We start from the raw sequence: 24271 nt of genomic DNA on the forward strand, positions 1-24271 counted from the left end.
CCAAGAGGGAGCAAAAATGTACTCAGCGAACGCTTTACGGTATCTGGTCGCACTGCTCGTCTCTGTGGCCTTTCTGCAGGGTTGCGGTGGTGGCAGCGGCGCGGCTACGGTCGCGAATCCCCTCACTTCTGCACCAAATGTCAGTAACTACAGTGGTCCACCACCCGCAACCGCGGACGTGCAGAGTTTCAAGCTCGCGCTCTGGGACAACCTGGTGCCCAACAACCGCTGCGGCAGCTGTCACAACCAGTCGCAGAACCCGCGCTTCGTGCGCGCCGATGACATCAATCTGGCATACGATGCGGCCAACACCGTGGTGAACCTGGCTGACCCTGGCCAGTCGATCATGGTTTCCAAAGTCCGTGGCGGACACAACTGCTGGCTCAATGATGACAACGCCTGTGGCGACATCATCCAGTCCTACATCGAAAACTGGGCTGGAGCGACTCTCGGCGGCGCAGGCAAACAGGTAGAGCTGATTGCACCGGCCGTTCTGCGGGCACCGGGAAGCAGCAGAAATTTCCCGGATGTTCCCCCTGCCGAGTTCGCACAGGTACACGATCTGCTGACGCAGTACTGCGCCGGATGTCACTCCGACGCTGCAGCGATACCTCAGTCTCCCTTCTTCGCGAGCGCTGACATCGACGTCGCCTATGACGCTGCCCGTTCGAAAATCGATCTGGACACTCCCGCCAACTCCCGCTTTGTGCTGCGCCTGCGGCAGGAATCCCACAACTGCTGGAATGTCTGCGACAACGGCAATCAGGATTTCATGGATGGCGACGATTCCGGCCTCATGCAGACTGCGATATTCAATCTGTCCGCAGCCATTCCTATAACCATCATCGATCCGAGTCTGGTCACCAGCATGGCGCTGACGCTGCCGGAGGGCATCATCTCTTCTGCCGGTGGCCGCTATGAGGCAAATGTCATCGCCCTCTACGAATTCAAGACCGGCAACGGCAATCAGGTCTATGACACCAGTGGTGTCGAGCCCTCTCTGAATCTCACACTGTCCGGAAGCTACAACTGGGTTGGCGGCTGGGGGGTTCAATTCGTGGCAGGGAAGGCACAGGGTTCCACTACGGCCAGTGCCAAACTGTACGATCTGATCACCTCCACCGGGGAATTCTCCATCGAAACCTGGGTGGCTCCCGGTAATGTGACCCAGGACGGCCCCGCGCGAATCGTTACCTACTCAGGATCCTCCAACTCGAGGAATTTCCTCCTGGGCCAGACGCTGTACAACTACGACACCTTCGTGCGCAACGATCCAGCGGACGCTGATGGCGAACTGCTGTCAACGCCGAACGCGGATGAAGTGCTCCAGGCCTCTCTGCAGCACGTGGTACTCAACTACGATCCGATCAATGGCAGGCAGATTTTCGTCAACGGTGAACGGATCGATGTAACCGACGCCACACCGCCTGCTCTGTTGAATGTGTGGGACGACACCTTCGCATTCGCCATCGGCAGTGAGGTCGACAACAACAACCGCTGGGCGGGCACGATGCGACTGCTCGCCGTTCACAACCGCATTCTGACCCCGGCCCAGGTCATGCAGAACTTCGAGGTAGGCGTCGGGGAGAAATATTTCCTGCTCTTTAACGTAGGCGATCACATCGGCATCGCCGACGCCTATGTGGTCATGGAGGTCAGCCAGTACGACTCCTACGCCTACCTGTTCGACGAGCCCTTCTTCGTGGTGCTCAACCCGGCCGGTGTGACTCTGGGCAGTATTCCGGTCCAGGGCATGCGCATCGGTCTGAATGGCAGAGAAATCGGCGTAGGCCAGGCTTATGGGAATATCGACGTCACTATCACCGATGCGGCCTATGCGACGGAAGGACTGCAGTGGCTGTCGACACTGGGCACGGTGATTCCGCTGGAGAACGGTCCACAAAGCGACGAGTTCTTCCTTACCTTCGAGCGCCTGGGTGATGCCGTCAATGTGGTAACCGAACCAGCGCCGCTGGCGCCTCCCCCGCCACCGGATGTCGATCCTGCAGATCAGGCGCCGCCGAGTGGCATCCGTGACTTTGCGGAGATCAATGCCACCATGTCCAGAATGACCGGTGTGCCGGTTTCCCATCCTGCCGTGATGCCCACCTACCAGCAGGTCTATCAGGCAATGCCGGTACAACCGAAGATTGCGGGATTCATCTCGTCACAACAGATGGGGGTTACCCAGCTCGCGATCGCCTACTGCGCGGCACTCGTGGACGACGCGGGTGATCGCGCCGCCTACTGGCCCGGTTTCCCCTGGGGCACCGCCAAGGCGACCGCTTTCAACAACCGTGCCCTGGTAATCGACCCGCTGCTCGCGAACATGGTCGGTTTGAACCTGCCGACGCAAGCGGATCCCGCGGAGGTCACTGCGGAAGTCAACGCGCTGATCGATCGCCTGATCGGCGGACCCAGCAATACGGACTCCATCATGAAAGGAGCCTGTGCCTCCGTGCTCGGCAGCGCGGCGATGCTGGTCCAGTAGTCAAAGGTATTCGAAAAGAGTTTCCGAGGATTCATCATGATCAGACGAACAAAGCGCAACTATGACGACCCGATCCGTCATCCGAATCACAAGCGTCCACGCACGCGCCGGGAATTTCTGGCGCAGGGCTTTCTCATGGGTGGTGCAGGCGCGCTGTTTGGCACCACCAGTATTTCGCTAGGCGGAAAAGCCCATGCGGTGCTGTCAAATGATCTGCTGCCTCTGATTCAGAACTGCGGTATCGCCCAGAATGGTGCGGGCAAGGTCCCCTTCATCTGTTTCGACCTCGCCGGTGGTTCGAATCAGGCGGGTTCCAACGTGCTGGTCGGTCAGCGGGATGGACAGCTCGATTTTCTTTCAACCGCGGGCTACGAGCGGCAGGGGTTGCCGGGCGACATGATTCCCCCGATCGTGAATCCGGGTACCCAGACCAACGACTTCATCGATCAGCGCCTCGGGCTTGCCTTCCATTCAGACAGCGCCTTTCTGCGCGGCATGATGACCCGGATCAGTCCCACCACCGCGGCCAATGTCAGTGGTGCGGTCATTCCCGCACGTTCCGATAACGACACCGGCAACAATCCCCATAACCCCATGTATGGCATCGCCCGCGCAGGCATCGGCCGGGACATCAACAACAATCCCACGATCATCGGCAAAGGGGCCGACGGCTCGCTGCTGACCCTGATCGGTTCTGCAAACACAGACTCGGGTGGCAACTCGATGGCACCCCTGTCGCTCATCGACCTGACCATCCGGCCGACCAAGGTAGACCGTCCCAGTGACGTCACCGGACTGGTGGATGTAGGTGATCTCACCAGCGTCCTGACCCAGGCAGATGCGGTGGCGGTCATGGAGTCGATTTATCGCATCAGCGACTCGAAAATGAATGGCATGAACACAGGCCAGGCCATCACCACCTCGGATGTGGTCAAGGATCTCGTCCGCTGCGGCTATCTCAAGAGTGCCGATCTCGCCGATCGCTTCGGAAATCCGGCGACACTCTCACCCGGTGGCGATCCCGACATCGTCGGTGCGACCGGTATCTTCACTCAACCGGAATGGGACGCCGGCAATCAGAATGCCCGGGAATTCCAGAAGACGGCTTCCGTGATGAAGATGGTCATCAATGGCTTCGCGGGCGCCGGCACCGTGCAGATGGGCGGCTACGACTATCACGGCGGCCGCCGGGCCGAAGGCGAAGTGAAGGACTTCCGCGCCGGGGTCTGCATGGGCGCCTGCATTGAGTATGCTGCTCGTGTCGGTGTGCCGCTGATGCTCTACGTAATGTCCGACGGCTCCCTGTCATCCAATGGTGTAATCGACAATACGGTCGACGGACGTGGCAAGGGGGAGTGGACGAGCGACAACAGTTCGACCGCAGCGACCTTCTTCCTTGTCTACAGTCCCAATGGTCGACCGACACTGATCGGCGGTACCCCTGCAGAACAGGCCCGTCACCAGCAGATCGGTTTCATGAGGCCGGACGGCTCGGTGGAAACCAGCGGCACACCCGCCGCCAACAACGTGAATCTTCTGGTGCAGACTGTACTGCTGAACTACATGGCCCTGCACGGAGAGCAGAACCAGTTCAGCACCATATTCGGTAACTCGCCGGTTGCCGCGCAGCAGGATCTGTACACGGCCTTCCAGCCGATCGTGAACGGTTTCATCTGAGGGAAAGCGCACTGTATTGAGCGGGCGTCGTTCGGTCAGGCGCCATTCGTCAGAGCGGGCCACAGTGGCGTGGCATGGCGGTGCAGCGGGGCGCGATTAGAAAACGCGCCCACATCCACTACAATCGCAACAGTCACGGCACATATGGATCTGGAATTGCCGACACTGATGGATCTCCTCGCCTGCCCCCGCTGCGATACGGCGCTGGACAATCTGTCCTGTTCCGCCTGTCAGATCACCTTTCCGCTTCATGATGGCGTTCCCTGGCTGGTCGCGGATCCCGAGGCCTGCAGAACACAGTGGCGCAATCGCTGGCATATGGCCCTGGCGTCACTGCAGGCCCAGGAGGAGCAGGCTCGTGCGGCATTGCCAGAGGTCGCGGCGCGGGGTCCGGCGAGCGAACGCCTCGAATCCATCATCAGAGGATGCGTCGCACAACAGCAGAGCCTGCGGACATTGCTTGGCAGTCTGCAGCTCGGTATCCCGGCCAATCTGGAGACTTATCTCGCGCTGAAAACCCGGCTGCCCTCCCGGATGGGACTGCACTCTTACGATGCCAACGCGCATCGCGACTGGGCATGGGGGGAAGCGGAGAACGCAGCCGCCCTGAGGGGTGTGACAGGGCTCATTGCCGGGCAATCGCCAGGGCGGGTACTGGTACTCGGCGCGGGTGCCGGCCGGCTGGCCTACGATATCCATCAGGCACTCCCCGACGCGCTGACGGTGGCCATGGACCTGAATCCCATGCTGACAACGCTGCTGCGCCAGCTGGCCGACGGAATGTCCGTCGAGATGACGGAATTTCCACTGGCTCCACGTCGGCCATCTTTGAGCGCGATCACACGTCGGCTCGAGGCGCCTGAGCCGGCGCGACCGGGGTTCGAGGTCATACTGGCCGATGTCACCAGACCCCCTTTCCAGGCAGGTACTTTCGACCTGGTAATCACACCCTGGCTGCTCGATGTGATCGAGTCCCCCATCGGACACATGCTTGCCGGCCTGAATCGGCTGCTTGCGGACGGGGGCAGCTGGATTTACCAGGGCTCCGCCGCCTTTACCCCGGTATCCCCTCAGGATTGCGGGAGTCTCGAGGAGCTGCTGGTACTTGCCGCGGCCAGCGGTTTCGCGGTTGGAGATTGCCGGGAAGAAATCCTGCCTTACATGACTTCCCCGGACAGTCGCCACGGCAGAACAGAAAGCGTGGTGAACTTTCTGGCGACCAGGACCAGCAGCGCGGCTACCGTGACGCGGTATCAGAGTCTGCCCGACTGGATCGCGAAGGGTCGGGGAGCGATTCCCCTCCTGCCTGCATTTCAGAACCAGGCGTTCGCCACCCGCATGCACGCGTTCATCATGTCACTGATCGACGGTAAACGATCGCTCAAAGACATGGCGCTGGTCATGGAGGAACAGAAGATCATGCCCAGAGCGGATGCCGAAGCCGCCATCCGGGGCTTTCTGATCAAAATGTACGAAGAGGCTTCCAGCCCGGCCGGGCTGTAGCTCATCGAATCAGATCGCCGGCGCAAGCACTCGAACGTCCGCGAAGTCCGGACTTCCGACCGTGACCATCTCCCAGGCATCCTCGCAGCGCAGCAGGGCACGCGCCAGCTTGTTGTTCAGGGCGTGGCCCGATTTGTGGCCATGGAAGCTGCCCAGGATCGGACGGCCCAGCAGATAAAGATCGCCGATCGCATCCAGAAGTTTGTGCTTTACGAACTCATCCCGGTAGCGCAGGCCGTCCGGATTGAGGATCCGCTCATCGTCGATGCCAACGGCATTCTCAAGGCTGGAACCCAGGCAACGATTGATCGAACGGGCCTGATCCAGTTCCTTGACGAGGCCGAATGAGCGGGCACCGCCGACTTCATCCTCATAAGAGGTGTGTGAGAAATCCAGCACCGCACGCTTCGGATAGCGGTTGTACACGGGATGATCGGCTTCGAAGGTGTAGTCGGCCCGGAAGCCGTCGAAGGGGCTCAGACGGGCGACCGCATCACCCTGACTGACTTCCACCACACGGGTGACGCGGATGTATTCCTTAGGTGCATTCTGATCAACCAGACCCACGCTGCGGATGAGGTTGATGAAGGGTGCCGCGCTGCCATCCATGATCGGCACTTCTTCGCTGTTCAGTTCAACCGAAAGGTTATCCACACCCAGCCCCCACAGCGCTGACATCAGATGTTCCACGGTGGAAATCTGCACATCCCGTTCTGCAATGCTGGTAGACAGGGTCGTGTCCGAAACATGCATGGCGCTCGCTTTCACCTGGGCACGATTGAGGTCCGTGCGAATGAAACGAATGCCCGTGTTCTCCCCGGCAGGGCGAAGGGTCATACGAACTTTCTGACCCGAATGAACACCGATTCCGATAGCGTGGACCGACCGTTGCAGAGTTCTTTGTGTTTGCATTTTTTAGAGGGTTCTTTTTTGATTTCAAACGCTTGGCACGGGACTATACAGACCTTCTCCAGCAAAATGAAGGAAATATGGAGAAAAATATGGAAGAACTATGAACGGACGCAAGTTTTACTTCTTTCCATATTTTTATTACAAATCAATAGATTAGGTCATCTATCCAGGATCCATTGCTATTTTCGTGTCTGACAGAATTATGAAGACTGCAGGGGTGCTCCGGCCGCAACGACCGCCGCCCGGGCACGATTTTCGCGCTGCCAGTCGCACCAGAAGCCAGTAAACTATCCGGCCTGCCATGCCAGCCCTCAACCACCCTGCTGTGAGTCCCCTCCTTTCTGTCGCCCCCATGATGGCGTGGACCGATCGGCACTGCCGTTATCTGCACCGGATCTGTGCACCGCGGGCGACGGTATTCACGGAGATGATCACCACAGGTGCCCTCCTCCATGGCCCCCGGGACCGTCTGCTCGCCTTCGATCCCGCCGAGCATCCCATCGCGGTACAACTGGGTGGCAGTGATCCGGCGGACTTCGCAAAGTGCGGCGAAATTGTCGAAGCCGCCGGCTTTGATGAGCTGAACATCAACGTCGGATGCCCGTCTGAGCGGGTGCAGCAGGGCCGCTTCGGCGCCTGCCTGATGCGCGAACCCGGACTGGTCGCTGATCTTGTCCGCGCAGCACGCAGCAGCACGGGTATCCCGGTGACCGTGAAATGCCGGCTCGGAGTCGATGAGGCGGACAGCCAGCCGCTGCTCGAAGCCTTTGTTGCGACCGTCGCGGCCGCGGGATGCTCACGTTTCTATCTGCACGCCCGTAAAGCGCTGCTCAAGGGTGTTTCGCCCGCGCAGAACCGTCACATACCACCCCTGCAGTACGAGCGGGTCCATGCGCTGAAGGCCCGTTTTCCAGAGCTGGGCATCATTCTCAATGGCGGAATCGATTCTCTGGAGGTCGCAACCGCCCAGCTGCCGGGTACAGACGGTCTCATGATCGGGCGCCAGGCTTACCACCAGCCACTGTTTCTCAACGCGGTGCACCAGATGCTTTTCGGAGGCGAATGTCTCGATCCGTGGCAACTGCTGAGCGCCTATCTTCCTTACATCGAGTCCGAGGTAGCGCGCGGTACGCCACTGCACAGCATGACCCGTCACTGTCTGGGGCTGTTCGCAGGAAGACCCGGCGCTCGCCGCTACCGACAGGTGCTGAGCGACACCCATACCCTCAGGCGCAATGATCCCGACCTGGTGCGGGAAGCGGCCGCCATGGTGCGCAAGCCACAGCCACCGCTCAAGGCTGCGGCGAGCGGCTGACCACCATGCTCACCCGTCTGCTTGACCGCATCCGAATCCGCAATGCCCGGGAGCAGGACGGCCAGCCTGTCACGGTGCTCGCGGCAGCCATACTGCTGCTGGAAGTTGCCTGGGCAGACCATGACATCTCAGATGAGGAAATCGCCATTCTGCGGTCAGCATTGACCACTCAGTTCGAACTCGATGGCACCACGCTCGATGCCCTGATCGAAGAATCCCGGCAGGCCCAGGCGCAGAGCGTGGGCGTTCAACCCTATACCCAGGCGATCAATGAGAGCTGGAACGAACAGGAACGCTTTGAACTTGTCGTGAACCTGTGGCGACTCGCCTACGCAGGCGCCGGTGTTGACCCGCTCGAGGAGCACACCATCCGTCGGATCGCCGATCTGCTGTACCTCAGCCACAGACGGTTCATCGAGGCAAAATTTCTGGCGCGGCAGTCTGCCTGAACTCCAGCGCCGCGGATCGGGCTATCCGGTGGCGCTGGAGAAACGCTCCTTTCAACTTGCTGGTGGCTTGTTTCAGGCCACTACAGGTCTTCGTAGTCCTCAAAATCTTCAAAAGGGTCTTCATCGAACTCGCCATCTTTGACCAGATAGGCGCGGCGCTGCAGATAGGCATCACGGATGAAAAGGTATTCGTCGCCGGTGATGAGATCCTCGGCGGACAGCAGTCGCGCGCGCAGATCGATGAAGTAGAGTCCGTAGAGCGAATTACGGACCCGGACGTTGTCGATGAAACCAATGGGATTGGTGAAGGCATCCCCGATCATTCCGACAGCATAGGTCACCGTTGAGGGCCCCCGCACTGGAATCATGAAAAAGGGACCTTCTGGAATGCCCCAGACCGCCAGGGTCTGTCCGAAATCTTCTTCGTGCTGAGGCATCCCGAAGCGGGACGCCACATCGAACAGCCCGCCGATTCCCAGGGTCGTGTTCACCAGGAAACGGCCAAGATCATTGGCGGCCGGCCCCGGCTTACCCTGGAGAATCTGATTCAATGCGATGCCTGGAGACTGCAGGTTGTCGAAGAAATTGCTGACACCGTCTTCAACCGGATCCGGCACTACCCAGTGATAGCCCCGGGCGATCGGGCGCAGGATCCAGCTGTCCAGCCGATCATTCACCCGATGGATGCCACGATTCAGGCCAATCCAGGGATCCGGATCACGGTAGCGAGGCTGCGGGTCGGATTCCGACTCCCCGGCAGCTGGTTCACTGAGAGATCTCTCAGCCTCGTCTGTCCGGCCGGCAGACCGGTCCGACTCCGCCCCATTGACAGCAGACACGCAGAAAAACAGCAGCAGCAACAGCACCAACAGGCGCTGGAAGGGAACCTCAGCCATACCCTGGAGATCTCGTACCCACGAGGACCTGAGCCTCTCGCAACCGCTCGAGCGTTGCAATCCCCTCTTTGAAAGTAAGCGCCGGATCGAGGTGCGCAGCTTCCCGACCCAAGTTCTCCAGCGCTTCGCGACCGTTCGTAACCTCGGACAGCAGCGTTACAAGACGCAATGTCAGAGCGTTCACCCGCATGAAATGAACCGAATCGTCGCGACGCCTGTAAACAATCAGCTCGGTCGGTCGATCCGGGGGCGCCGAAGGTCGATTGTTCGGCCCGATTTCGTGTACCGGGTATCGATAGGCCAGACATCGCGCAAGGGGGGAAACCACTACTTCACCTGCCAGCAGGTCACCGTCTGGATCCACATCCCTGACCGGAAACTCGGCATCGCTCACACCCAGCGCGAGTTCCACCCATTCATAGTGGAGCAGTTCCAGCAGGAAGTCGGGCAGCTCCGCCGGGACACCGCTCTGCACGAAATCCAGGAACTCCTGACTGACCTCCAGAAAATAGGGCGACTCGCTGGGATGGTGATGAATGAACTCGCGCACGAGGCCACGCCAGGCTTCCTCCCCCAGCACCCTTTTGCTCACCGGGAAGCAACCGGCCAGCAGACTCTCGATTGAGTTGAAGAACAGGTCCACATAAACCTGCATCCGCCGGGCATCTACCCCTGCCGGCACCGGGTATTCCAGCGGGTTGCGGATGTGGGCGGCAAACGCCAGCTGCATTTCCCGGAATTCGGGGAGATTAGTGCCCGAGTGCGGCATTCTTCTGAATCCGCTGACGCTGCAGCTGACGAATCCGATCCACTTCGGCAAGCAGGTCGTCCAGCGGCGGAAAATTGAAATCCCGCTCCAGTAGTGTGGGCGAGACACCGAACTTCGCGTAAGCGGCTTCGAGAAGCGCCCAGACCGGCTCGATCACCCGGGAACCGTGTGTGTCGATGCGCAGATCGGGAGCTTCCACGTAGTGACCGGCAATGTGCGTGTAGACCGTGCGATCGCCGTCGATGCGGTCCAGAAATTCGTACGGGTCATAGCCGAAATTGATCGCGTTGACATGAATGTTATTGACATCCAGCAGCAGGTCACAATCTGCTTCGCGCAGGACAGCATTGATAAAGTCGACCTCCCGCATCTGCGCACCAGGTGCCACATAGTAAGACACGTGCTCGATGCCGATCCGCCGCTCCAGTATGTCCTGTACATCGCGGATCCTGTCGGCAACATAGCGAACGGCTTCTTCGGTGAAGGGAATCGGCATCAGGTCGTAAAGATGCCCTTTGTCGTCGCTGCAATAGCTCAGGTGCTCGGTATAGCAGCGGACGTGGAAGTCACTGAGGAACTGCTTCACTTCCTTCAGAAACACACGATCCAGCGGCGCCGGTCCGCCGATGGACAGGGACAGGCCGTGACAGACGAGGGGAAATCGATCGGCGAGTTTCTGGAACTGGCGGCCGAACCGACCACCCACTCCAATCCAGTTCTCCGGTGCAAGCTCCAGGAAATCGATGGCACCTTCAGCCACCGAAGTCAGCTGGGGCAGCAGCCCTCGCCGCAACCCCAGCCCGGCACCTGTTACCGGAGGCATCAGCATGGACTCAAATCCCTCTGATGTGACCGGCAGGACGCTGGCTTAGGCTGCGCCTCCGCACTTGCCTTCTGCGGATTTCTCTTCACCGCACTTGCCTTCGCCGCATTTGCCTTCGCCTTCCTTGTCTTCGCCGCACTTACCCTCGCCGTCCTTGTCTTCGCCGCACTTACCCTCGCCGTCCTTGTTTTCGCCGCACTTGCCTTCGCCGCACTTGCCTTCGCCTTCCTTGTCTTCGCCGCACTTGCCTTCACCGCACTTGCCTTCACCGCACTTGCCCTCCGCATCGGCCTGGGCAAGCAGGTCGTAACCCCGGGCAAGATCATCGGTTGCGAAGGGGTTCTCGGCGCTCGCGTAGCTTGCTGCTGCCAGGGAGGCAACGAACGCAGTTCCTACAGCCGCAGTGACGGGCTTCATCTTTCGATTCAAGGTGCTCATATCTTCAGATTCTCCTCTCCAGCCCCATCCGGGCCGTATTGATGTTGCTTTGAGCGCGGAATGCGCCCCCGTGGTATGACCCTGTGGTTCCTGAATGGTTCAGGATCAGCCGACGATGAGTATACGCGCCAGGACAGATTCTCAAACAAGCCCAAGATCCCGCTCGATACCCTGCAGATGGCGGTCCAGCCGCTTGGGAGATGATTTCACACCACGAGCCTTGGAGCGGGAGGCAAGGCTTTCAGCAAACAGACTGACCCGGACCTCTTCCAGTTCGAAACGCAGCAGCTGGCAATCCCGTTCGCACAGTTCTCCGGTGGCGTCGATTTTTGCCACCCGTTCCGCCAGACCCTGCACCACCCGGCTGAGTTCGCGATCCCGGGGGACCTTTCCCTGCAGGCTGTTGAGTCGCACTTTGACTGCCTCCAGATAGCGCGGCAGCTCGCCCAGATATTCGGGCGGCGTCACACTGAGTACATCGGCAGGGATCAGTCGGATCACCTGGTCACGCATGTCGGCAACCGACTCGGCAAAAGCTGGTGATGTGGTCGCATCAAGCGCCCGGATCACCTCCATGCGAAGCGCCAGCGCGGCAGCCAGACTGGCGGTGATTCTTTCGAAACAGGGAACCAGATCTCCTCGCCGATCCTGCAGCGCTTTGGCGAAACCGGTTCCGTCAACGGGCAGTTCCCGACCCTCGAAGTAGCAATACCAGGCACTGGCTTTGAGGACCTCCTCCTCGAGCTGTGCCGCGCTGCCCAGAGGCGCATAGAGAAGTCCGAGCCGACGATCGGCGGCCAGCTGCTTCCTCAGGTATCGGGTGGATTGTCCCAGCGTCAGCAGTGCCAGTCTCGGGTATCCCTGACGGTTGCCACGAGCCTGGGCGCGCTCATCGAGCAGGTGTCGCACCGCAACGGTTGCACCTTCGTCCACCAGCGCAGGGTAGACGATCACTTCCGCACCTGCCGCCCCCAGAACGGCACTCGCCGGCAGCGGCTCCGCCGGGAACTCCTTCAATCCCGAGGACTCGTGACGCTCGCGCAGTCCGCCTTCCAGACGCGCCTCCAGTTCCCGGCGAAACTCTGCCTGGAGCCTCTCGAGATCGCGGCTCTGCGCCAGTATCCGGCCTTGTGGATCGACAACCTGCACATTCATGAGCCAGTGCGCGTCCAGCCGGGTTCGATCCCAGTCACCGGCATCGATGCGTACCCCGAACTCGTGCCAACACACATCGGCGAGGGCCACCCCGATACGGCCCTGTCGGTAGATGGCGGGCTGCAGCAGTATGGGCAGGACTTTTTCGACGGCATCCGGTATCGGGGTGAGTGGCCGCCGCCTGGACTTGGGCAGGCTGCGCAGCCATTGCTCCACCACGCCGCCCAGCATGCCGGGGACTGACCAGTCGAGCAGCGTATCCGCCAGCAGGTGAAGCAGCCCTACCGGAACCTGAATCGACACACCGTCGTCCTGCTCTCCCGGTGCGAACCGGTATTTCAGCGCGAAACTGACATCCCGTAGCACGAGCTCTGCTGGAAAATCTGCCTCGCTGTAGCCTCCGCCATCTTCCGCCGACAGCATCGCTTCGCTGAAATAAAGGGCAGTCAGTGTCTGGGGCTCCGCCTTACGCAGCCAGCGGTCGAGCCGTTGCGCACTGATTACGTCAGCCGGCACGATCCGATCATAGAGTTCTGCAATCACGGACTCCGGAGCCAGCAGGTCGCGACGCCGACCCTTATCCTCTGTCTCTCGGATGCGTCCCATCACCTCCAGATTGTGATTCAGGAAGTCCGGTGGCTTGCGCAGGGCACCGCGCACGAGCCCATCGAGGAGAAACAGATTGCGGCTGACCACAGGATCGATCCGCGAGTAACTCACCAGACGCCGTTCGACCAGACTCAATCCGAACAGGGTAACGGTCTCATAGGCAACCGCCTCACCGCGTTTGATGCTCCAGTGCGGTTCGCTGTGGCTTTTCTTGACAAGGTGTGCGGCGGCTTCCTCGATCCAGCGGGGTTCAACACCGGCAACCTGGCGAGCGTAAACCCGGCTGGTTTCCACGATTTCCCCGCACACCAGCCATTTAGGCGTCTTCGCCGACAGTGCCGAACCCGGGAAAATGCGAAACCGCAGGTTGCGCGGACCCAGATACTCGCCGCGCTCCTCATGGCGGCCGATCAGACTGAGTGAGCCGGGCAGCAGTGCCTGGTGGACGCTCGCATAGTCGGCGGCGGTCCCGTTTGGTTTCAGCTTCAGCTCCCGGGCTACCAGCAGCAGTTGCCGGTGCAGGGCGCGCCACTCGTGCATGCGACTGACAGACAGAAAATTTCGGCCGAGTTCGCGGCGCAGTGCAGCCCGGGTCAGCTGCTGGCGCCGTTCCTCGAACCAGTTCCACAGGCGCAGCAGAGTCAGAAAATCAGATCGCTGGTCGGCCCATTGCGCGTGGGCCTGGTCTGCGCTGCCCTGTTTATGCAACGGGCGCTCCCGGGCGTCGGCCGAAGCCAGCGCACTGACGATTACCAGCATCTCGGTCAGGGCCCGGGTGCGATCCGCCGCAATCAGCATTCTCGCCAGTCTCGGATCCACCGGGATCCGCGCCATCATGCGGCCCAGGTCCGTGAGCCGCTCCCCCGTCAATGCTCCCAGTTCCGCCAGCAGATTTTCCGCATCCCGGATCGCCCGCGGGTCGGGCGGCTCGAGGAAGGGAAAGCTTTTGGGATCCCCCAGACCGAACGCCCGCATCTGCAGTACGACGGCAGCGAGATTGGTTCGCTGGATCTCGGGGTCGGTATAGGCGGGTCGGCTCTCGAAGTCCTCCCGCGTGTACAACCGCAGACAGGTGCCCGGCGCGATTCGCCCGCATCGCCCCGCACGCTGATCCGCGCTGGCTTGTGATACGGGTTCAAGCGACAGACGCTGCAGTTTGGAGCGAAAGGAGTAGCGACTCACCCGGGCGGTGCCGAAGTCGACAACGAAACCGATATTCGGGACGGTCAGTGACGTCTCAGCCACGTTCGTGGCGAGCACGACCCGGCGCAGCCGGCCAGTTGCGAAGATCTTCTGCTGTTCCGCGGCGGACAGTCGCGCATACAGGGGCAGAATCTCGAAGCGCTGCCCGGCGGTTTCGCGCAGGAATCTCGCACACTCCATGATTTCCCGCTCACCCGGCAGAAACACGAGCACATCCCGGGCGCCGGTCCGGGGCTTGCTTTCGATCTCTTCCAGCGCACCGAGGAGGCGTTCTTCCGCGGAACTCGCAGCCAGGGCGTCGTCCAGATACTCGACGGTCACCGGATAGGAACGACCACTGACCTCCACGATGGGTGCATCCCGGAAATGGCTCGAGAATGCCGCGACATCGATGGTCGCACTGGTGATGATCAGCCGCAGATCGGCGCGACGTTCGAGCACGCCCTGCAGATACCCCAGGAGAAAGTCGATGTTCAGAGAGCGCTCATGCGCCTCGTCCACAATAATGACCTCGTAGCGGGACAGGAGTTTGTCGCGACGGATTTCGGTGAGCAGCAGACCATCGGTAACGATCTTGATTCGGGTGTCAGCACTGACCACGTCGTTGAAGCGCACGGCATAACCGACCGCGGCACCCAGCTGTGAACGGGTCTCCTCCGCGATGCGGCCAGCCACAGCCCGAGCGGCCAGCCTCCTGGGCTGGGTATGGCCGATCATGCCCAGCTTTCCATAGCCCGCGGCAATGCAGATTTTCGGCAGTTGCGTGGTTTTTCCCGAGCCTGTTTCTCCTGCCACCACCAGCACCTGGGAACTGCGCAGATGAGCCCTTATCTCATCGACGTGGGCGGAGATCGGCAGATCGGACGGAAACTCGATGTGCAGACCGCCGCTGCCGGCAGGATCCATTTTCACATCAGCACTCAAATTCATTTACCAGGCAATACACCTCAGGAGCCGGGAGAGCCTACAGTAGGCCCTGTCGAGCGCAGCGTCCTTTCGGTTTCGATCTTCTGGTTTCGGAAAGAGAGAGGCGTGCCGGACCAGCGATCGCAAGGTGCTGGTTCCGGCTCGACGATCCGGGCGGCACTTACTTCGACAGCGCGCTCATCCCTTCTTCCAGTCCACGGATGGTCAGCGGATACATCTGGCCGTCCACGAGTTGCTGGATCAGCGATACCGATGAAGAGTATTCCCAGGTCTCCTGAGGGGTCGGATTGATCCAGATGATCTTTTCGTAGAGATCGGTGAAGCGTGACATCCAGGCCACTCCCGGCTCTTCATTCCAGTGCTCGACGCTGCCGCCGGCGTGGGTAATCTCATAGGGTGCCATGGTCGCGTCGCCGACAAACACGACTTTGTAGTCCTGGGTGTACTTGTTGAGCACCTCCCAGGTCGGTAGACGTTCCGTCATCCTGCGCTTGTTGTCCTTCCAGACGCTCTCATAGAGAAAATTGTGGAAGTAGAAACTCTGGAGGTGCTTGAACTCCGTGCGGGTCGCAGAGAACAGCTCCTCACACACCTTCACATGCGCATCCATGGATCCGCCGATGTCGAGAAACAGCAGCACCTTCACGGTGTTACGTCGTTCCGGACGCATCTTGATATCGAGCATGCCGCCATTGTGTGCGGTTGAGCGGATGGTGTTGTCCATATCCAGCTCTTCCTCAGCCCCGGTTCTGGCGAACTTCCGCAGTCTGCGCAATGCCATCTTGATGTTACGGGTACCGATTTCTACCGAGTCATCAAGGTTCTTGTACTGACGCTGATCCCAGACTTTCTTGGCCTTTTTCTTCTTGCCTCTGCCTTCACCGTTCGGGCCTTTGTTACCAGGACGATCCGCATCGCCCTCCTGACCCTCTTTGCCTTCCTTGCCCTTCTTTGCCTCTTCGGCCTGACGGCGCTCTTCCTCTTCCTTCGCCTTCTGGAACGCTTCGATCAGCTTTTCGAGGCCACCGAGAGACTTGATCTGCTCGAGCTCTTCAGGAGTAAGCGATTTCTCGAATTCGCGTCGCAGCCACTCATCAGGAATCATCGACTCGAGCAGGCCGTGCAGATCCTCCAGCCCCTTGAAATAGGCGCTGAATGCCCGATCGAATTTGTCGTAGTTCTTTTCGTCTTTGACCAGACAGGTGCGGGCCAGAAGATAGAAATCGTCCACATCCGCGTAAACCACGCGCTGCTGGAGTGCTGCGATCAGATCCATCAGTTCGCGGATCGTGACCGGCACCTTGTACTTCCGCAATGTCATGAAGAAGTTGATCAGCATACCTGCGCCCCCGGGAGCGTTTTCATCAGTTGGATATTGATACCGGTGAAAAGATCAATCAACCGCGGGAATCCCGTCTGTTCATGAATGCAAGCCGTTCAAGCAGGTGCACGTCCTGTTCATTCTTCACCAGCGCGCCATACAGAGGCGGAATGGCTTTCGACTGATCGCGGTTGGTCAGAATTTCCTCCGGGATGTCATCAGCCATGAGCAGTTTCAGCCAGTCGATGAGTTCCGAAGTGGATGGCTTCTTCTTCAGGCCGGGGACCTTGCGCACATCGAAGAAAATATCCATTGCTTCCTTGACCAGATCGCGCTTGATGCCGGGGAAATGCACTTCCACGATCTGCTGCATCGTTTCCCGATCCGGGAAGTTGATGTAGTGGAAGAAACAGCGGCGCAGAAACGCATCGGGCAGTTCTTTTTCGTTGTTTGAGGTGATGATCACCACTGGCCGGTTCTTGGCCTTGATTGTCTCGCTCAGTTCATAGACGAAGAACTCCATCCGATCGAGTTCCTGCAGCAGGTCGTTGGGAAATTCTATGTCTGCCTTGTCGATCTCATCGATCAGCAGTACCACCCGCTCTTCTGCCTCGAAGGCCTGCCACAACTTGCCCTTGCGAATGTAATTGCGGATGTCGCGCACCCGCTCATCGCCAAGCTGGGAATCCCGAAGCCGTGAAACCGCGTCGTACTCGTAGAGACCATTGAGGGCCTTGGTCGTCGATTTGATGTGCCACTGAATGAGAGGCATACCAAGAGAGCTCGCCACCTCCTCTGCCAGCATCGTCTTTCCGGTACCAGGCTCACCTTTCACGAGCAGCGGGCGCTCGAGTTTCACGGCGGCGTCCACAGCCATACTCAGTTCGTCGGTCGAAATATAGGAATCGGTGCTGTCAAATATCATTCGGTGGTACCTGAGGCCCTGTAAGGCTGATGAAAAGGCTGAAAAGATCGAAGCGCCGTACTTTACTGGACGGTGGGGGCCCGAACAAGGATGGCAGGCGGGAGTGGATCAGCGGGATCAGGCGGAGACGGGTACGAGTTCTCCGCTCTCATCAGACTCTGCACCGGTCGGATCGGCGAACAGACTGCGCAGGCTGTCGACCTCTGCGAGAAAAGCTGTCGCGGCCTCCGGAACCTTCAGGAGCAGCCAGACCGAAAGGCCGACGGCGAGATTCAGTACCGCAAGCAGCGCCGCAAACCACAGCGGAATGAGGCTGTCCTCCCGGGCCGGTGCAAGGTCTCCAGCCTCGCTGGAGTCCCGGGTTGACGCTGTGGCGGCGTCCAGCGCGCCCCGGCTGCCGGGCCGGGCAGGAGCCGGCACAGGCGCATCGGTCCCGGTTCTGAACCGCTGGCCCACTTCACCTTTGCCTGCGAGTTTGGTGCCGCTGAGATCCAGATTCACAGCCAGGGGACTGCGCAGCGGCATCGACAATACAATTGGCTCGGTCTGCAACCTGAATGGACTTTGATTCAGATAGTTACCTTCGATATCTATGGTCAGTTCGAGAGCCCCTCGGGCCTCCGGCAAGCGCATTTTCCATAAGCCGGCGGGCAGTGCTTCTATGGCAACCGGCTTACCTGCCGCGGGTGGCTGTCTGGCCAATGCACTGACGACCAGGCCCTGGTAATCCACCTCCGCTGAATTGAGCTCCAGCCACACCAGAGTACCCTGCGCATCCGGCAGGATGCTCAGCGCAACCGGATTACGCACGGTAAAAGCCGCAACCAGTTCCCGGCTGAAGGTGGGACCGGTGACCTGAACCCGGACTTCGTGCTCTCCCTGCTCCTCCAGTGCCAGCAGTTTGAGCTGATAGCGGCCGGCGCCCCTGTCGTCGACCAGCACGGGAATCGGACCCTGACCCGCAGCGATCACCGCGCGGATCTGGAGTAACGCCAGAAAATCAGGGTCCGAGACTGGCCTGCCACGGTTGGTGAGCTGCAGTTCAAAGGTTTTCAGCATCCCCGGGAAAACGGTCGCCGGAATTCCCTGCAGTTCCAGCTCGAGATCACCAACGGCGTACACCCGGGCCGCCGGACCGGCAGCGCCCGCAAAATGCCAGCTTCCCGGCACGGGCCTGTGCACTGTGACCAGGTCATAGCCAGCGCCCTCGTGCCAGCGCACACCCGGGCGCAGCCTGGCGCGGTCCAGGATGTTGCCCTGGGGATCTACCAGCCTCAGGTCATCGTCTGAACCCGCCCGGGGGCGGAATGCGGTGATCTCCTCGACGCCTGCATCCACCTGAAATCCGTCTCCACGCACGGGGATGGTCTGGGGTCGGGCAACGGTCTGGAAAACCCGGGCAAAGGCAGCGGAAAGACCCTGGGAATCGCGGATCGGTAGGTAGACGCCGCCGGTGGCGAGTGCCATCTGCCGCAGCAGACCCGCCTCCGCTTCACTCCCGTTGCCGTTCTCAGTTCGCACAGGCAGCTGCACGGCGTGGACCACGAAGCCCGCAGCCGCCAGATCAGCAACCCGTTTCTTCAACTGTGCTTGCCGGGTACTGTCTGTGGAATCCCCGGTGCCAGTGCGCATTCGTCCGTCGCTGAGAATGATCAGATGCCGGCGCTGCCCGGCGGCGCCGGCGTTTTTTAAAGCCCCGGCGACAGGGAGATCCCAGCTCGCCGCCTCGATCGCAGCCAGCAGATTCGCCTCCTCACCGGTGGCCGGCAGCACCGCAGTGGCCTCCCGGGCGCGCTGTCGCCACACCTCATCCATCCGGCCGTACTTGACCAGCATGTTGACATAGCGGGCATAAGTCCAGATGCCGGCCTCGCTGTGCCCGGGCAGCAGTTCCAGCAGCAGCCCGATGGCCTTCGCCCGGTCACCTGCCGGATCTGCGGATGCCATACCGGCGGAGACGTCGACCACCAGTCGGACATCGATGGGGCTGCCGGCTGCGGTCGCTGCGGAGGAACAGGTCAGTCCAGCCAGGGCCAGCACACCTGCCAGAGCGGCAATCGCGCGTCTGGGCCGGCCAGGGTCGCAGGTCCGGTGAATGGAAGTCATAGCCTAAGCGTAGACGCTGCCGGGCAACCCTGCCGGTCTTCGTTGCATCGCAGGCCCGGGGAACGACGCGACTCCTGTCCCGGCAGGCCCTGGAACTCCGACGGCTCAGGCCGGATCCGGAGCGGAGTCTGTAACCGAACGCCGCCGCCAGTGGATGAGACTCACCAGCAGCAGAAAACCAGCGCTGACGGCGATCAGAATCGCGGCTGCCTGACCGGGTGCACCCTCCGACTGGAACAGGCCTTCGAAGAGCAGAACGATAAAAGCGGGGGCCAGCTGATCCGGATGGGCCGGAACGGGGGCCGGTGTGGTGAGTACTACCAGCGGCAGCAGACGGATGACTGTCACCAGCCAGGGCCACCAGCGTACCCCGCTGGTGGCAAAAAACAGCGCAACTGTGCCGATCAGCCCCGCAGCGCCAATGAGGATCCAGGTATTCAGGTACGCCATCAGGTCTCAATCCAGTTCACGATGTGATCTTCGAGTTCTTCCTCATGCACCCAGTGCACGGGTATTACCCGGTCTCTGACACTGATTCCGGCCTGGTGCACCGACTCCGGATCCCCGGAAACCAGCGGGTGCCAGGGCAGCAGATCTTTCCCTTCCGCGAGGCGACGATAGGCACAGCTGGTCGGCAGCCAGCGCAGTTGCCCGGCGAGATCGGGAGTCAGTTGAATACAGTCCGGCACCAGTTCATGACGCCGGGGATAGCGCGTGCACCGGCATTTCTGCTCATCCAGCAGTTCGCAAACCAGTGCTGTGTAGTGCACGGAACCATCCGACTCATCCTCAAGCTTGATCATGCAGCAGCGAGCGCAGCCGTCACACAGCGACTCCCACTCCTGATCGCTCATCTGTGCCAGGGACTTTTCGTGCCAGAAACCCATCAGCGCGAGACCGCCCCAACCGGGGGCGGCAGTTGCAGATAGAAACCCTGGCGATCCAGGGCCTCCAGAACTTCTGCGGCATCCGCCCGGGCGAGACGCCGTTCCCGCGTGAGCCTCAACGTCAGAGCCGGTTCAGGGGCACCGAAACGCTCGAGCAGCATCTCCGGGACCCGGGCCAGGCCCTCTGCCATGTCTACATAGAGATACATGTCCAGTTTGCGGCGTGATTTGTAGACTCTGACCAGGCGCGGGCCGTTCACGTCAGTTTCCCCAGAATCCTGCGGAAATCGTCTCCCACCAGAGACTCCCGCCAGCCGAGGTAGTGATCAGACAGCTCGCCGGTTGCACAGAAATGCCGCAGGCAGGCCTCGACGTCCCGTTTGCGGGCCAGCAGCTCCGGGGCGAAGCCGGCGGCTTCGGCTCGCTGGCGGGCTATTTCCCGCGCACTGCGACTGGCCTCTCCCTGCGCCCGGTTCAGCGGCGCGTCCAGTCGCGCCACTGGCTGTGCTGACCGTCCACGCTGATGGGCAAGCAGCAGTTCCTGCCCGTAGCGCCGGGCAACGGAATTCGGCAGAACTTCTTCGATACGCCGCTCAGCAAGCTCCGGCATTTGTGCAAAGGCCAGCAGATGCTCGTCCCGCACAACCCGGCTGCGAGGCACATCCTCGGATCGCGCCTTGAGTTCCCGCCACAACACGAGTTCCTGCAATATCGCCAGCGCCTGACCATCCAGCCGCCAGGCGGCGGTGAAATTGCGGTAATAGTCGGCCGGGGCTACCTGAGAAAACACCCCCTGCCCCGCCATCGCTTCCTCGAACCAGGACAGTCGACCTGCCGCCTGCAGCCGGGATTCCAGCCGCGATTCGAGCTCGCCGAGATAGAGAACATCCTCGCAGGCGTAACGGACCTGCTCTTCGCTCAGGGGGCGGCGCAACCAGTTGGAGCGGGTCTGTGGTTTACCGAGTGTCACACCCAGATGGCGTTCCACCAGGTTGGTGTAGCTCAGGGAGAAATCCGGAGACAGGAAGGCATTGGCGAGCTGGGTATCGAATATCCCGGTGGGGGCTGCGTTCAGGTGAGCATTGAACAGTTCGAGGTCTTCACCACAGGCATGCATGACCAGCTCTACCTCCGGGTCGTGCAGGCGCTCGAGCAGCGGCTGCCAGTTGTCGATAGCCAGGGGGTCGAGCAGATAGACAACCTCCGAACTGGCGATCTGATACAGCCCCGGAAGGGGAAAAAAGGTATCCGTGCGCTGGAACTCCGTATCGATGCCGATGACGTTGCTCCATTTCGATGCAGCCTCAGCCAGCTCGGCGTCTGTACTGATCCACTCAACTGAACGTGCGGCGTCCCTGCAGGGCATGAACAATAGTTCCTCCATCAATGTATTCGAGCTCACCACCCAGTGGCACCCCGTGGGCAATCCGGCTGATCGTGGTGACGTCGTCCTTGAGCATTTCAAAAATAAAGTGTGCGGTCGCCTCACCTTCGACCGTCAGGTTCGTCGCCAGAATCACCTCGGAGGGTGCCAGTTCGCGCACCCGCCGGAGCAGATCCTCGACGCCGAGTTCATCCGGCCCGATGCCGTCTATGGGCGAAAGATGTCCGTGCAACACGAAATAACGCCCCCGAAATCCACCTGCCTGTTCAATGGCCAGGATGTCCGCGGGCGATTCGATGATGCACAGCTGGGCATCATCCCGGCGCGGATCTTCACAGAACCGGCACAGCGCATGCTCGGTGAAGGTTCTGCAGCGGCTGCAGTGGCCCACACCATTCATCGCCTGGGCAAGCACCTCACCAAGCGCGCTGCCACCGGGTCGATTGTGCTGTAGCAGATGCAGGACCATCCGCTGCGCGCTTTTCGGCCCTACGCCGGGCAGAATCTGTAAGGCTTCGATCAATCGATCGATGAGCGGACTCAATCCCATCAGAACGGCATCTTGCCGAAAGGCAGACCGAGTCCGGAGGTGATGCCAGCCATTTTTTCCTGCTGAGCGGCTTCGACCCGCTGCGCGGCATCGTTGCAGGCTGCGGCGATCAGATCCTCGAGGATCTCCTTGTCTTCACTCATCAGGCTCGAATCAATCTGTACCCGCTTCACCTCATGTCGACCGTTCATGATGACCCGGACCAGACCAGCGCCACTTTCACCCGTCACTTCCAGCGCGGCGATCTCAGCCTGCATCTCCTGCATTTTTTCCTGCATCTGGGCAGCCTGCTTCATCAGATCTCCGATACCCTTCATGCTGGATTCCCCTTTCCGGAAGATGAACGGCCGGCTTCCAGAGGTCGGACATCCTCCAGCCGGCCACCGAACTCGTGCAACAGCGACTGCACCGTGCTGTCCTGCTCGAGCAGTCTCTGTGCGTCCTTCTGCCGCAACTCCGCCTCCCGCTGCCGCCGTTGTGCGGGAGTTTCTTCGGACAGCTCTGCGGGTTCGATGGCAAGCCGCATTTCGCGACCGAGCCGGAGACTCAGCGCCCGCTGCACGGCGCTCACCTGAGTGTCGCTGAGCAGCATGTCGTGTGCCCGATCGAGCAGCAGGCTGATGCTGTCTTCTGTTTGCGCGGCGAGCACCGAATGTTCGGCCAGCATCCGCGCCACACCACCGAGTTCAAGCTCGGAAACCAGGGTAAACCAGCTGTCGCTATCCGGTGTGCGGGCTGCCGCACGCGGTGCAACAGCGGGTGATTTCCTGATCGCCGCCTCTGCTCCGGGTCCGCTGCTGACGGACGGCTGAGCCGCCTGCAACGCCGGCACACTGAGACCTGCATCATCCGGGGCGAAGGCCAGCATCCGCAGCAGCGTCATTTCCACACCCGCACGCGGATCCGGGGCGATCTGCAGGTCCCGGTATCCCATCAGTGCGATCTGATAGAGCAGCTGTACCACCTCCGCGGAAAACGGCGGCCGAGTGCCGGCGCTGTCCCGGCCTCCCAGCGCATGGGCCACCGCCATCTGATGGAGGGCGGCGAGCAGTTCCTCCAGAAGAGTGTCGAAGTCCGCAGCGCGATCCGCCAGCTCGGCAACCACTGCCAGTACCCGGGTGGCGCTGGCGGAAGCCAGCGCCTCAATCAGTGAGCCCACCTCATCGCGGCCCACCAGGCCCAGCATCTGAGCCACAGATGCCGCTTCCAGGCTGCCCTGGCCGAAGCCGATGGCCTGATCGGTGACGGACAGCGCATCCCGCATGCTGCCACGGGCGGCCCGGCTGATGAGCGTCAGCGCTTCCGGTTCGAAGGAAATTTTCTCGGCAGCAAGCACCGATGCGAGATAGTCGGCAATGCGTTCCGCGGAGATGTTCTTGAGCTGAAACTGCAGGCAGCGCGAAAGTACGGTGACCGGTACCTTCTTGGGATCCGTTGTCGCGAGCAGAAACTTGACGTGCTCCGGAGGCTCTTCAAGGGTTTTCAGCAGCGCATTGAAGCTCGACGCGGAGAGCATGTGCACTTCGTCGATGAGGTAAACCTTGTAGCGGCCCCGTGTCGGGAGGTACTGGGCGTTCTCCAGCAGATCCCGGGTATCGTCTACCCGGGTACGGGATGCCGCATCCACCTCGATGAGATCGACGAAGCGGCCTTCATTGACTTCGGTGCACACAGAGCAGATACCACAGGGCCTGGAAGACACCCCGGTCTCGCAGTTGAGGCTCTTCGCGAGAATCCTGGCGATCGTGGTCTTACCCACTCCCCGGGTGCCGGTAAAGAGGTAGGCGTGGTGGAGACGGTCGTGATCCAGGGCATGTGCGAGCGCACGCACCACGTGTTCCTGACCGACCAGGCCCTCGAATGTGCCGGGACGGAGTTTGCGCGCTAAAACCTGGTAACCCATGATGAGCGGCTATTGTAGTGGCTTCACC

The 24271-nt window shown here is 60.7% G+C and carries 21 protein-coding genes; 5 read left to right on the plus strand and 16 right to left on the minus strand.

Annotated elements, in window-relative coordinates:
- Nucleotides 1-16 precede the first annotated feature (16 nt).
- From R3E82_06815 to R3E82_06825, 3 genes are all read left to right on the plus strand, one after another.
- Nucleotides 17-2491: a LamG domain-containing protein gene (locus tag R3E82_06815; GenBank protein MEZ5550579.1), complete on the plus strand. Its 2475-nt coding sequence runs from the start codon at nucleotides 17-19 to the stop codon at nucleotides 2489-2491.
- A 36-nt stretch (nucleotides 2492-2527) separates the two neighbouring features.
- Nucleotides 2528-4168: a hypothetical protein gene (locus R3E82_06820; GenBank protein ID MEZ5550580.1), complete on the plus strand. Its 1641-nt coding sequence runs from the start codon at nucleotides 2528-2530 to the stop codon at nucleotides 4166-4168.
- Nucleotides 4169-4312: 144 nt separating this feature from the next.
- Nucleotides 4313-5671, plus strand: a complete 1359-nt coding sequence (locus R3E82_06825; GenBank protein ID MEZ5550581.1) for a hypothetical protein — start codon at nucleotides 4313-4315, stop codon at nucleotides 5669-5671.
- A 9-nt stretch (nucleotides 5672-5680) separates the two neighbouring features.
- Here the strand turns inward: R3E82_06825 and lpxC are convergent, their stop codons facing one another.
- Nucleotides 5681-6583 carry a UDP-3-O-acyl-N-acetylglucosamine deacetylase gene (gene lpxC / locus R3E82_06830; protein ID MEZ5550582.1) on the minus strand — a complete coding sequence of 301 codons (903 nt, stop codon included), beginning with the start codon at nucleotides 6581-6583 and terminating at the stop codon, nucleotides 5681-5683.
- Nucleotides 6584-6884: 301 nt separating this feature from the next.
- Here lpxC and dusA point away from each other — a divergent pair, with 301 nt between their 5' ends.
- Complete coding sequence (dusA, locus tag R3E82_06835) at nucleotides 6885-7898, plus strand: tRNA dihydrouridine(20/20a) synthase DusA (GenBank protein ID MEZ5550583.1); 1014 nt, start codon at nucleotides 6885-6887, stop codon at nucleotides 7896-7898.
- A gap of 5 nt (nucleotides 7899-7903) precedes the next feature.
- The gene (locus tag R3E82_06840) at nucleotides 7904-8347 is read left to right on the plus strand and encodes a TerB family tellurite resistance protein (protein ID MEZ5550584.1); all 444 of its coding nucleotides are present in this window, start codon (nucleotides 7904-7906) and stop codon (nucleotides 8345-8347) included.
- An 80-nt stretch (nucleotides 8348-8427) separates the two neighbouring features.
- On the opposite strand, the gene R3E82_06845 is transcribed toward R3E82_06840, so the two are convergent.
- From R3E82_06845 to dnaX, 15 genes are all read right to left on the minus strand, one after another.
- A complete protein-coding gene (locus tag R3E82_06845; GenBank protein MEZ5550585.1) occupies nucleotides 8428-9243 on the minus strand; it encodes a VacJ family lipoprotein in 816 nt (271 codons plus the stop codon).
- Nucleotides 9236-10012, minus strand: coding sequence for a putative DNA-binding domain-containing protein (locus R3E82_06850; GenBank protein MEZ5550586.1), 777 nt, complete (start codon nucleotides 10010-10012; stop codon nucleotides 9236-9238). The genes R3E82_06845 and R3E82_06850 overlap by 8 nt, the downstream gene beginning before the upstream one ends.
- On the minus strand, nucleotides 9993-10835 hold the full coding sequence (locus tag R3E82_06855; GenBank protein ID MEZ5550587.1) for a DUF692 domain-containing protein: 843 nt from the start codon (nucleotides 10833-10835) through the stop codon (nucleotides 9993-9995). The genes R3E82_06850 and R3E82_06855 overlap by 20 nt, the downstream gene beginning before the upstream one ends.
- A gap of 45 nt (nucleotides 10836-10880) precedes the next feature.
- Entirely contained in the window at nucleotides 10881-11273 is a 393-nt protein-coding gene (locus R3E82_06860) for a hypothetical protein (GenBank protein MEZ5550588.1), read from the minus strand.
- A gap of 141 nt (nucleotides 11274-11414) precedes the next feature.
- Nucleotides 11415-15170, minus strand: coding sequence for an ATP-dependent RNA helicase HrpA (hrpA, locus tag R3E82_06865; protein MEZ5550589.1), 3756 nt, complete (start codon nucleotides 15168-15170; stop codon nucleotides 11415-11417).
- A gap of 157 nt (nucleotides 15171-15327) precedes the next feature.
- Complete coding sequence (locus R3E82_06870; GenBank protein MEZ5550590.1) at nucleotides 15328-16506, minus strand: VWA domain-containing protein; 1179 nt, start codon at nucleotides 16504-16506, stop codon at nucleotides 15328-15330.
- A gap of 58 nt (nucleotides 16507-16564) precedes the next feature.
- On the minus strand, nucleotides 16565-17413 hold the full coding sequence (locus R3E82_06875; GenBank protein MEZ5550591.1) for a MoxR family ATPase: 849 nt from the start codon (nucleotides 17411-17413) through the stop codon (nucleotides 16565-16567).
- Between the two features lie 117 nt (nucleotides 17414-17530).
- Nucleotides 17531-19519, minus strand: a complete 1989-nt coding sequence (locus R3E82_06880) for a VWA domain-containing protein (GenBank protein ID MEZ5550592.1) — start codon at nucleotides 19517-19519, stop codon at nucleotides 17531-17533.
- Between the two features lie 105 nt (nucleotides 19520-19624).
- Nucleotides 19625-19969 (minus strand): hypothetical protein, encoded by a 345-nt coding sequence (locus R3E82_06885; protein ID MEZ5550593.1) that lies wholly within the window; start codon nucleotides 19967-19969, stop codon nucleotides 19625-19627.
- Entirely contained in the window at nucleotides 19969-20406 is a 438-nt protein-coding gene (locus R3E82_06890; protein MEZ5550594.1) for a YcgN family cysteine cluster protein, read from the minus strand. The genes R3E82_06885 and R3E82_06890 overlap by 1 nt, the downstream gene beginning before the upstream one ends.
- On the minus strand, nucleotides 20406-20666 hold the full coding sequence (locus tag R3E82_06895; protein ID MEZ5550595.1) for a YcgL domain-containing protein: 261 nt from the start codon (nucleotides 20664-20666) through the stop codon (nucleotides 20406-20408). Before R3E82_06895 ends, R3E82_06890 begins: the two co-directional genes overlap by 1 nt.
- Nucleotides 20663-21772: an HRDC domain-containing protein gene (locus R3E82_06900; protein MEZ5550596.1), complete on the minus strand. Its 1110-nt coding sequence runs from the start codon at nucleotides 21770-21772 to the stop codon at nucleotides 20663-20665. Before R3E82_06900 ends, R3E82_06895 begins: the two co-directional genes overlap by 4 nt.
- A complete protein-coding gene (recR, locus tag R3E82_06905) occupies nucleotides 21741-22340 on the minus strand; it encodes a recombination mediator RecR (GenBank protein ID MEZ5550597.1) in 600 nt (199 codons plus the stop codon). Before recR ends, R3E82_06900 begins: the two co-directional genes overlap by 32 nt.
- Nucleotides 22340-22657 carry a YbaB/EbfC family nucleoid-associated protein gene (locus R3E82_06910; protein MEZ5550598.1) on the minus strand — a complete coding sequence of 106 codons (318 nt, stop codon included), beginning with the start codon at nucleotides 22655-22657 and terminating at the stop codon, nucleotides 22340-22342. The genes recR and R3E82_06910 overlap by 1 nt, the downstream gene beginning before the upstream one ends.
- A complete protein-coding gene (dnaX, locus tag R3E82_06915) occupies nucleotides 22654-24243 on the minus strand; it encodes a DNA polymerase III subunit gamma/tau (GenBank protein MEZ5550599.1) in 1590 nt (529 codons plus the stop codon). The genes R3E82_06910 and dnaX overlap by 4 nt, the downstream gene beginning before the upstream one ends.
- Nucleotides 24244-24271 lie beyond the last annotated feature (28 nt).

It is taken from the genome of Pseudomonadales bacterium (assembly GCA_041395945.1).
Lineage (GTDB): Bacteria > Pseudomonadota > Gammaproteobacteria > Pseudomonadales > Azotimanducaceae > SZUA-309.

What these genes read in the sequence shown, in the direction of transcription:
- dnaX (MEZ5550599.1), bottom strand. Translation starts at nt 24,243, where the DNA reads ATGGGTTACCAGGTTTTAGCGCGCAAACTCCGTCCCGGCACATTCGAG.
- R3E82_06815 (MEZ5550579.1), top strand. Translation starts at nt 17, where the DNA reads ATGTACTCAGCGAACGCTTTACGGTATCTGGTCGCACTGCTCGTCTCT.
- R3E82_06890 (MEZ5550594.1), bottom strand. Translation starts at nt 20,406, where the DNA reads ATGGGTTTCTGGCACGAAAAGTCCCTGGCACAGATGAGCGATCAGGAG.
- R3E82_06875 (MEZ5550591.1), bottom strand. Translation starts at nt 17,413, where the DNA reads ATGATATTTGACAGCACCGATTCCTATATTTCGACCGACGAACTGAGT.
- dusA (MEZ5550583.1), top strand. Translation starts at nt 6,885, where the DNA reads ATGCCAGCCCTCAACCACCCTGCTGTGAGTCCCCTCCTTTCTGTCGCC.
- R3E82_06870 (MEZ5550590.1), bottom strand. Translation starts at nt 16,506, where the DNA reads ATGCTGATCAACTTCTTCATGACATTGCGGAAGTACAAGGTGCCGGTC.
- lpxC (MEZ5550582.1), bottom strand. Translation starts at nt 6,583, where the DNA reads ATGCAAACACAAAGAACTCTGCAACGGTCGGTCCACGCTATCGGAATC.
- R3E82_06855 (MEZ5550587.1), bottom strand. Translation starts at nt 10,835, where the DNA reads ATGCCTCCGGTAACAGGTGCCGGGCTGGGGTTGCGGCGAGGGCTGCTG.
- R3E82_06880 (MEZ5550592.1), bottom strand. Translation starts at nt 19,519, where the DNA reads ATGACTTCCATTCACCGGACCTGCGACCCTGGCCGGCCCAGACGCGCG.
- R3E82_06845 (MEZ5550585.1), bottom strand. Translation starts at nt 9,243, where the DNA reads ATGGCTGAGGTTCCCTTCCAGCGCCTGTTGGTGCTGTTGCTGCTGCTG.
- R3E82_06820 (MEZ5550580.1), top strand. Translation starts at nt 2,528, where the DNA reads ATGATCAGACGAACAAAGCGCAACTATGACGACCCGATCCGTCATCCG.
- R3E82_06840 (MEZ5550584.1), top strand. Translation starts at nt 7,904, where the DNA reads ATGCTCACCCGTCTGCTTGACCGCATCCGAATCCGCAATGCCCGGGAG.
- R3E82_06910 (MEZ5550598.1), bottom strand. Translation starts at nt 22,657, where the DNA reads ATGAAGGGTATCGGAGATCTGATGAAGCAGGCTGCCCAGATGCAGGAA.
- R3E82_06900 (MEZ5550596.1), bottom strand. Translation starts at nt 21,772, where the DNA reads ATGCCCTGCAGGGACGCCGCACGTTCAGTTGAGTGGATCAGTACAGAC.
- R3E82_06825 (MEZ5550581.1), top strand. Translation starts at nt 4,313, where the DNA reads ATGGATCTGGAATTGCCGACACTGATGGATCTCCTCGCCTGCCCCCGC.
- R3E82_06850 (MEZ5550586.1), bottom strand. Translation starts at nt 10,012, where the DNA reads ATGCCGCACTCGGGCACTAATCTCCCCGAATTCCGGGAAATGCAGCTG.
- R3E82_06885 (MEZ5550593.1), bottom strand. Translation starts at nt 19,969, where the DNA reads ATGGCGTACCTGAATACCTGGATCCTCATTGGCGCTGCGGGGCTGATC.
- R3E82_06860 (MEZ5550588.1), bottom strand. Translation starts at nt 11,273, where the DNA reads ATGAGCACCTTGAATCGAAAGATGAAGCCCGTCACTGCGGCTGTAGGA.
- recR (MEZ5550597.1), bottom strand. Translation starts at nt 22,340, where the DNA reads ATGGGATTGAGTCCGCTCATCGATCGATTGATCGAAGCCTTACAGATT.
- hrpA (MEZ5550589.1), bottom strand. Translation starts at nt 15,170, where the DNA reads ATGAATTTGAGTGCTGATGTGAAAATGGATCCTGCCGGCAGCGGCGGT.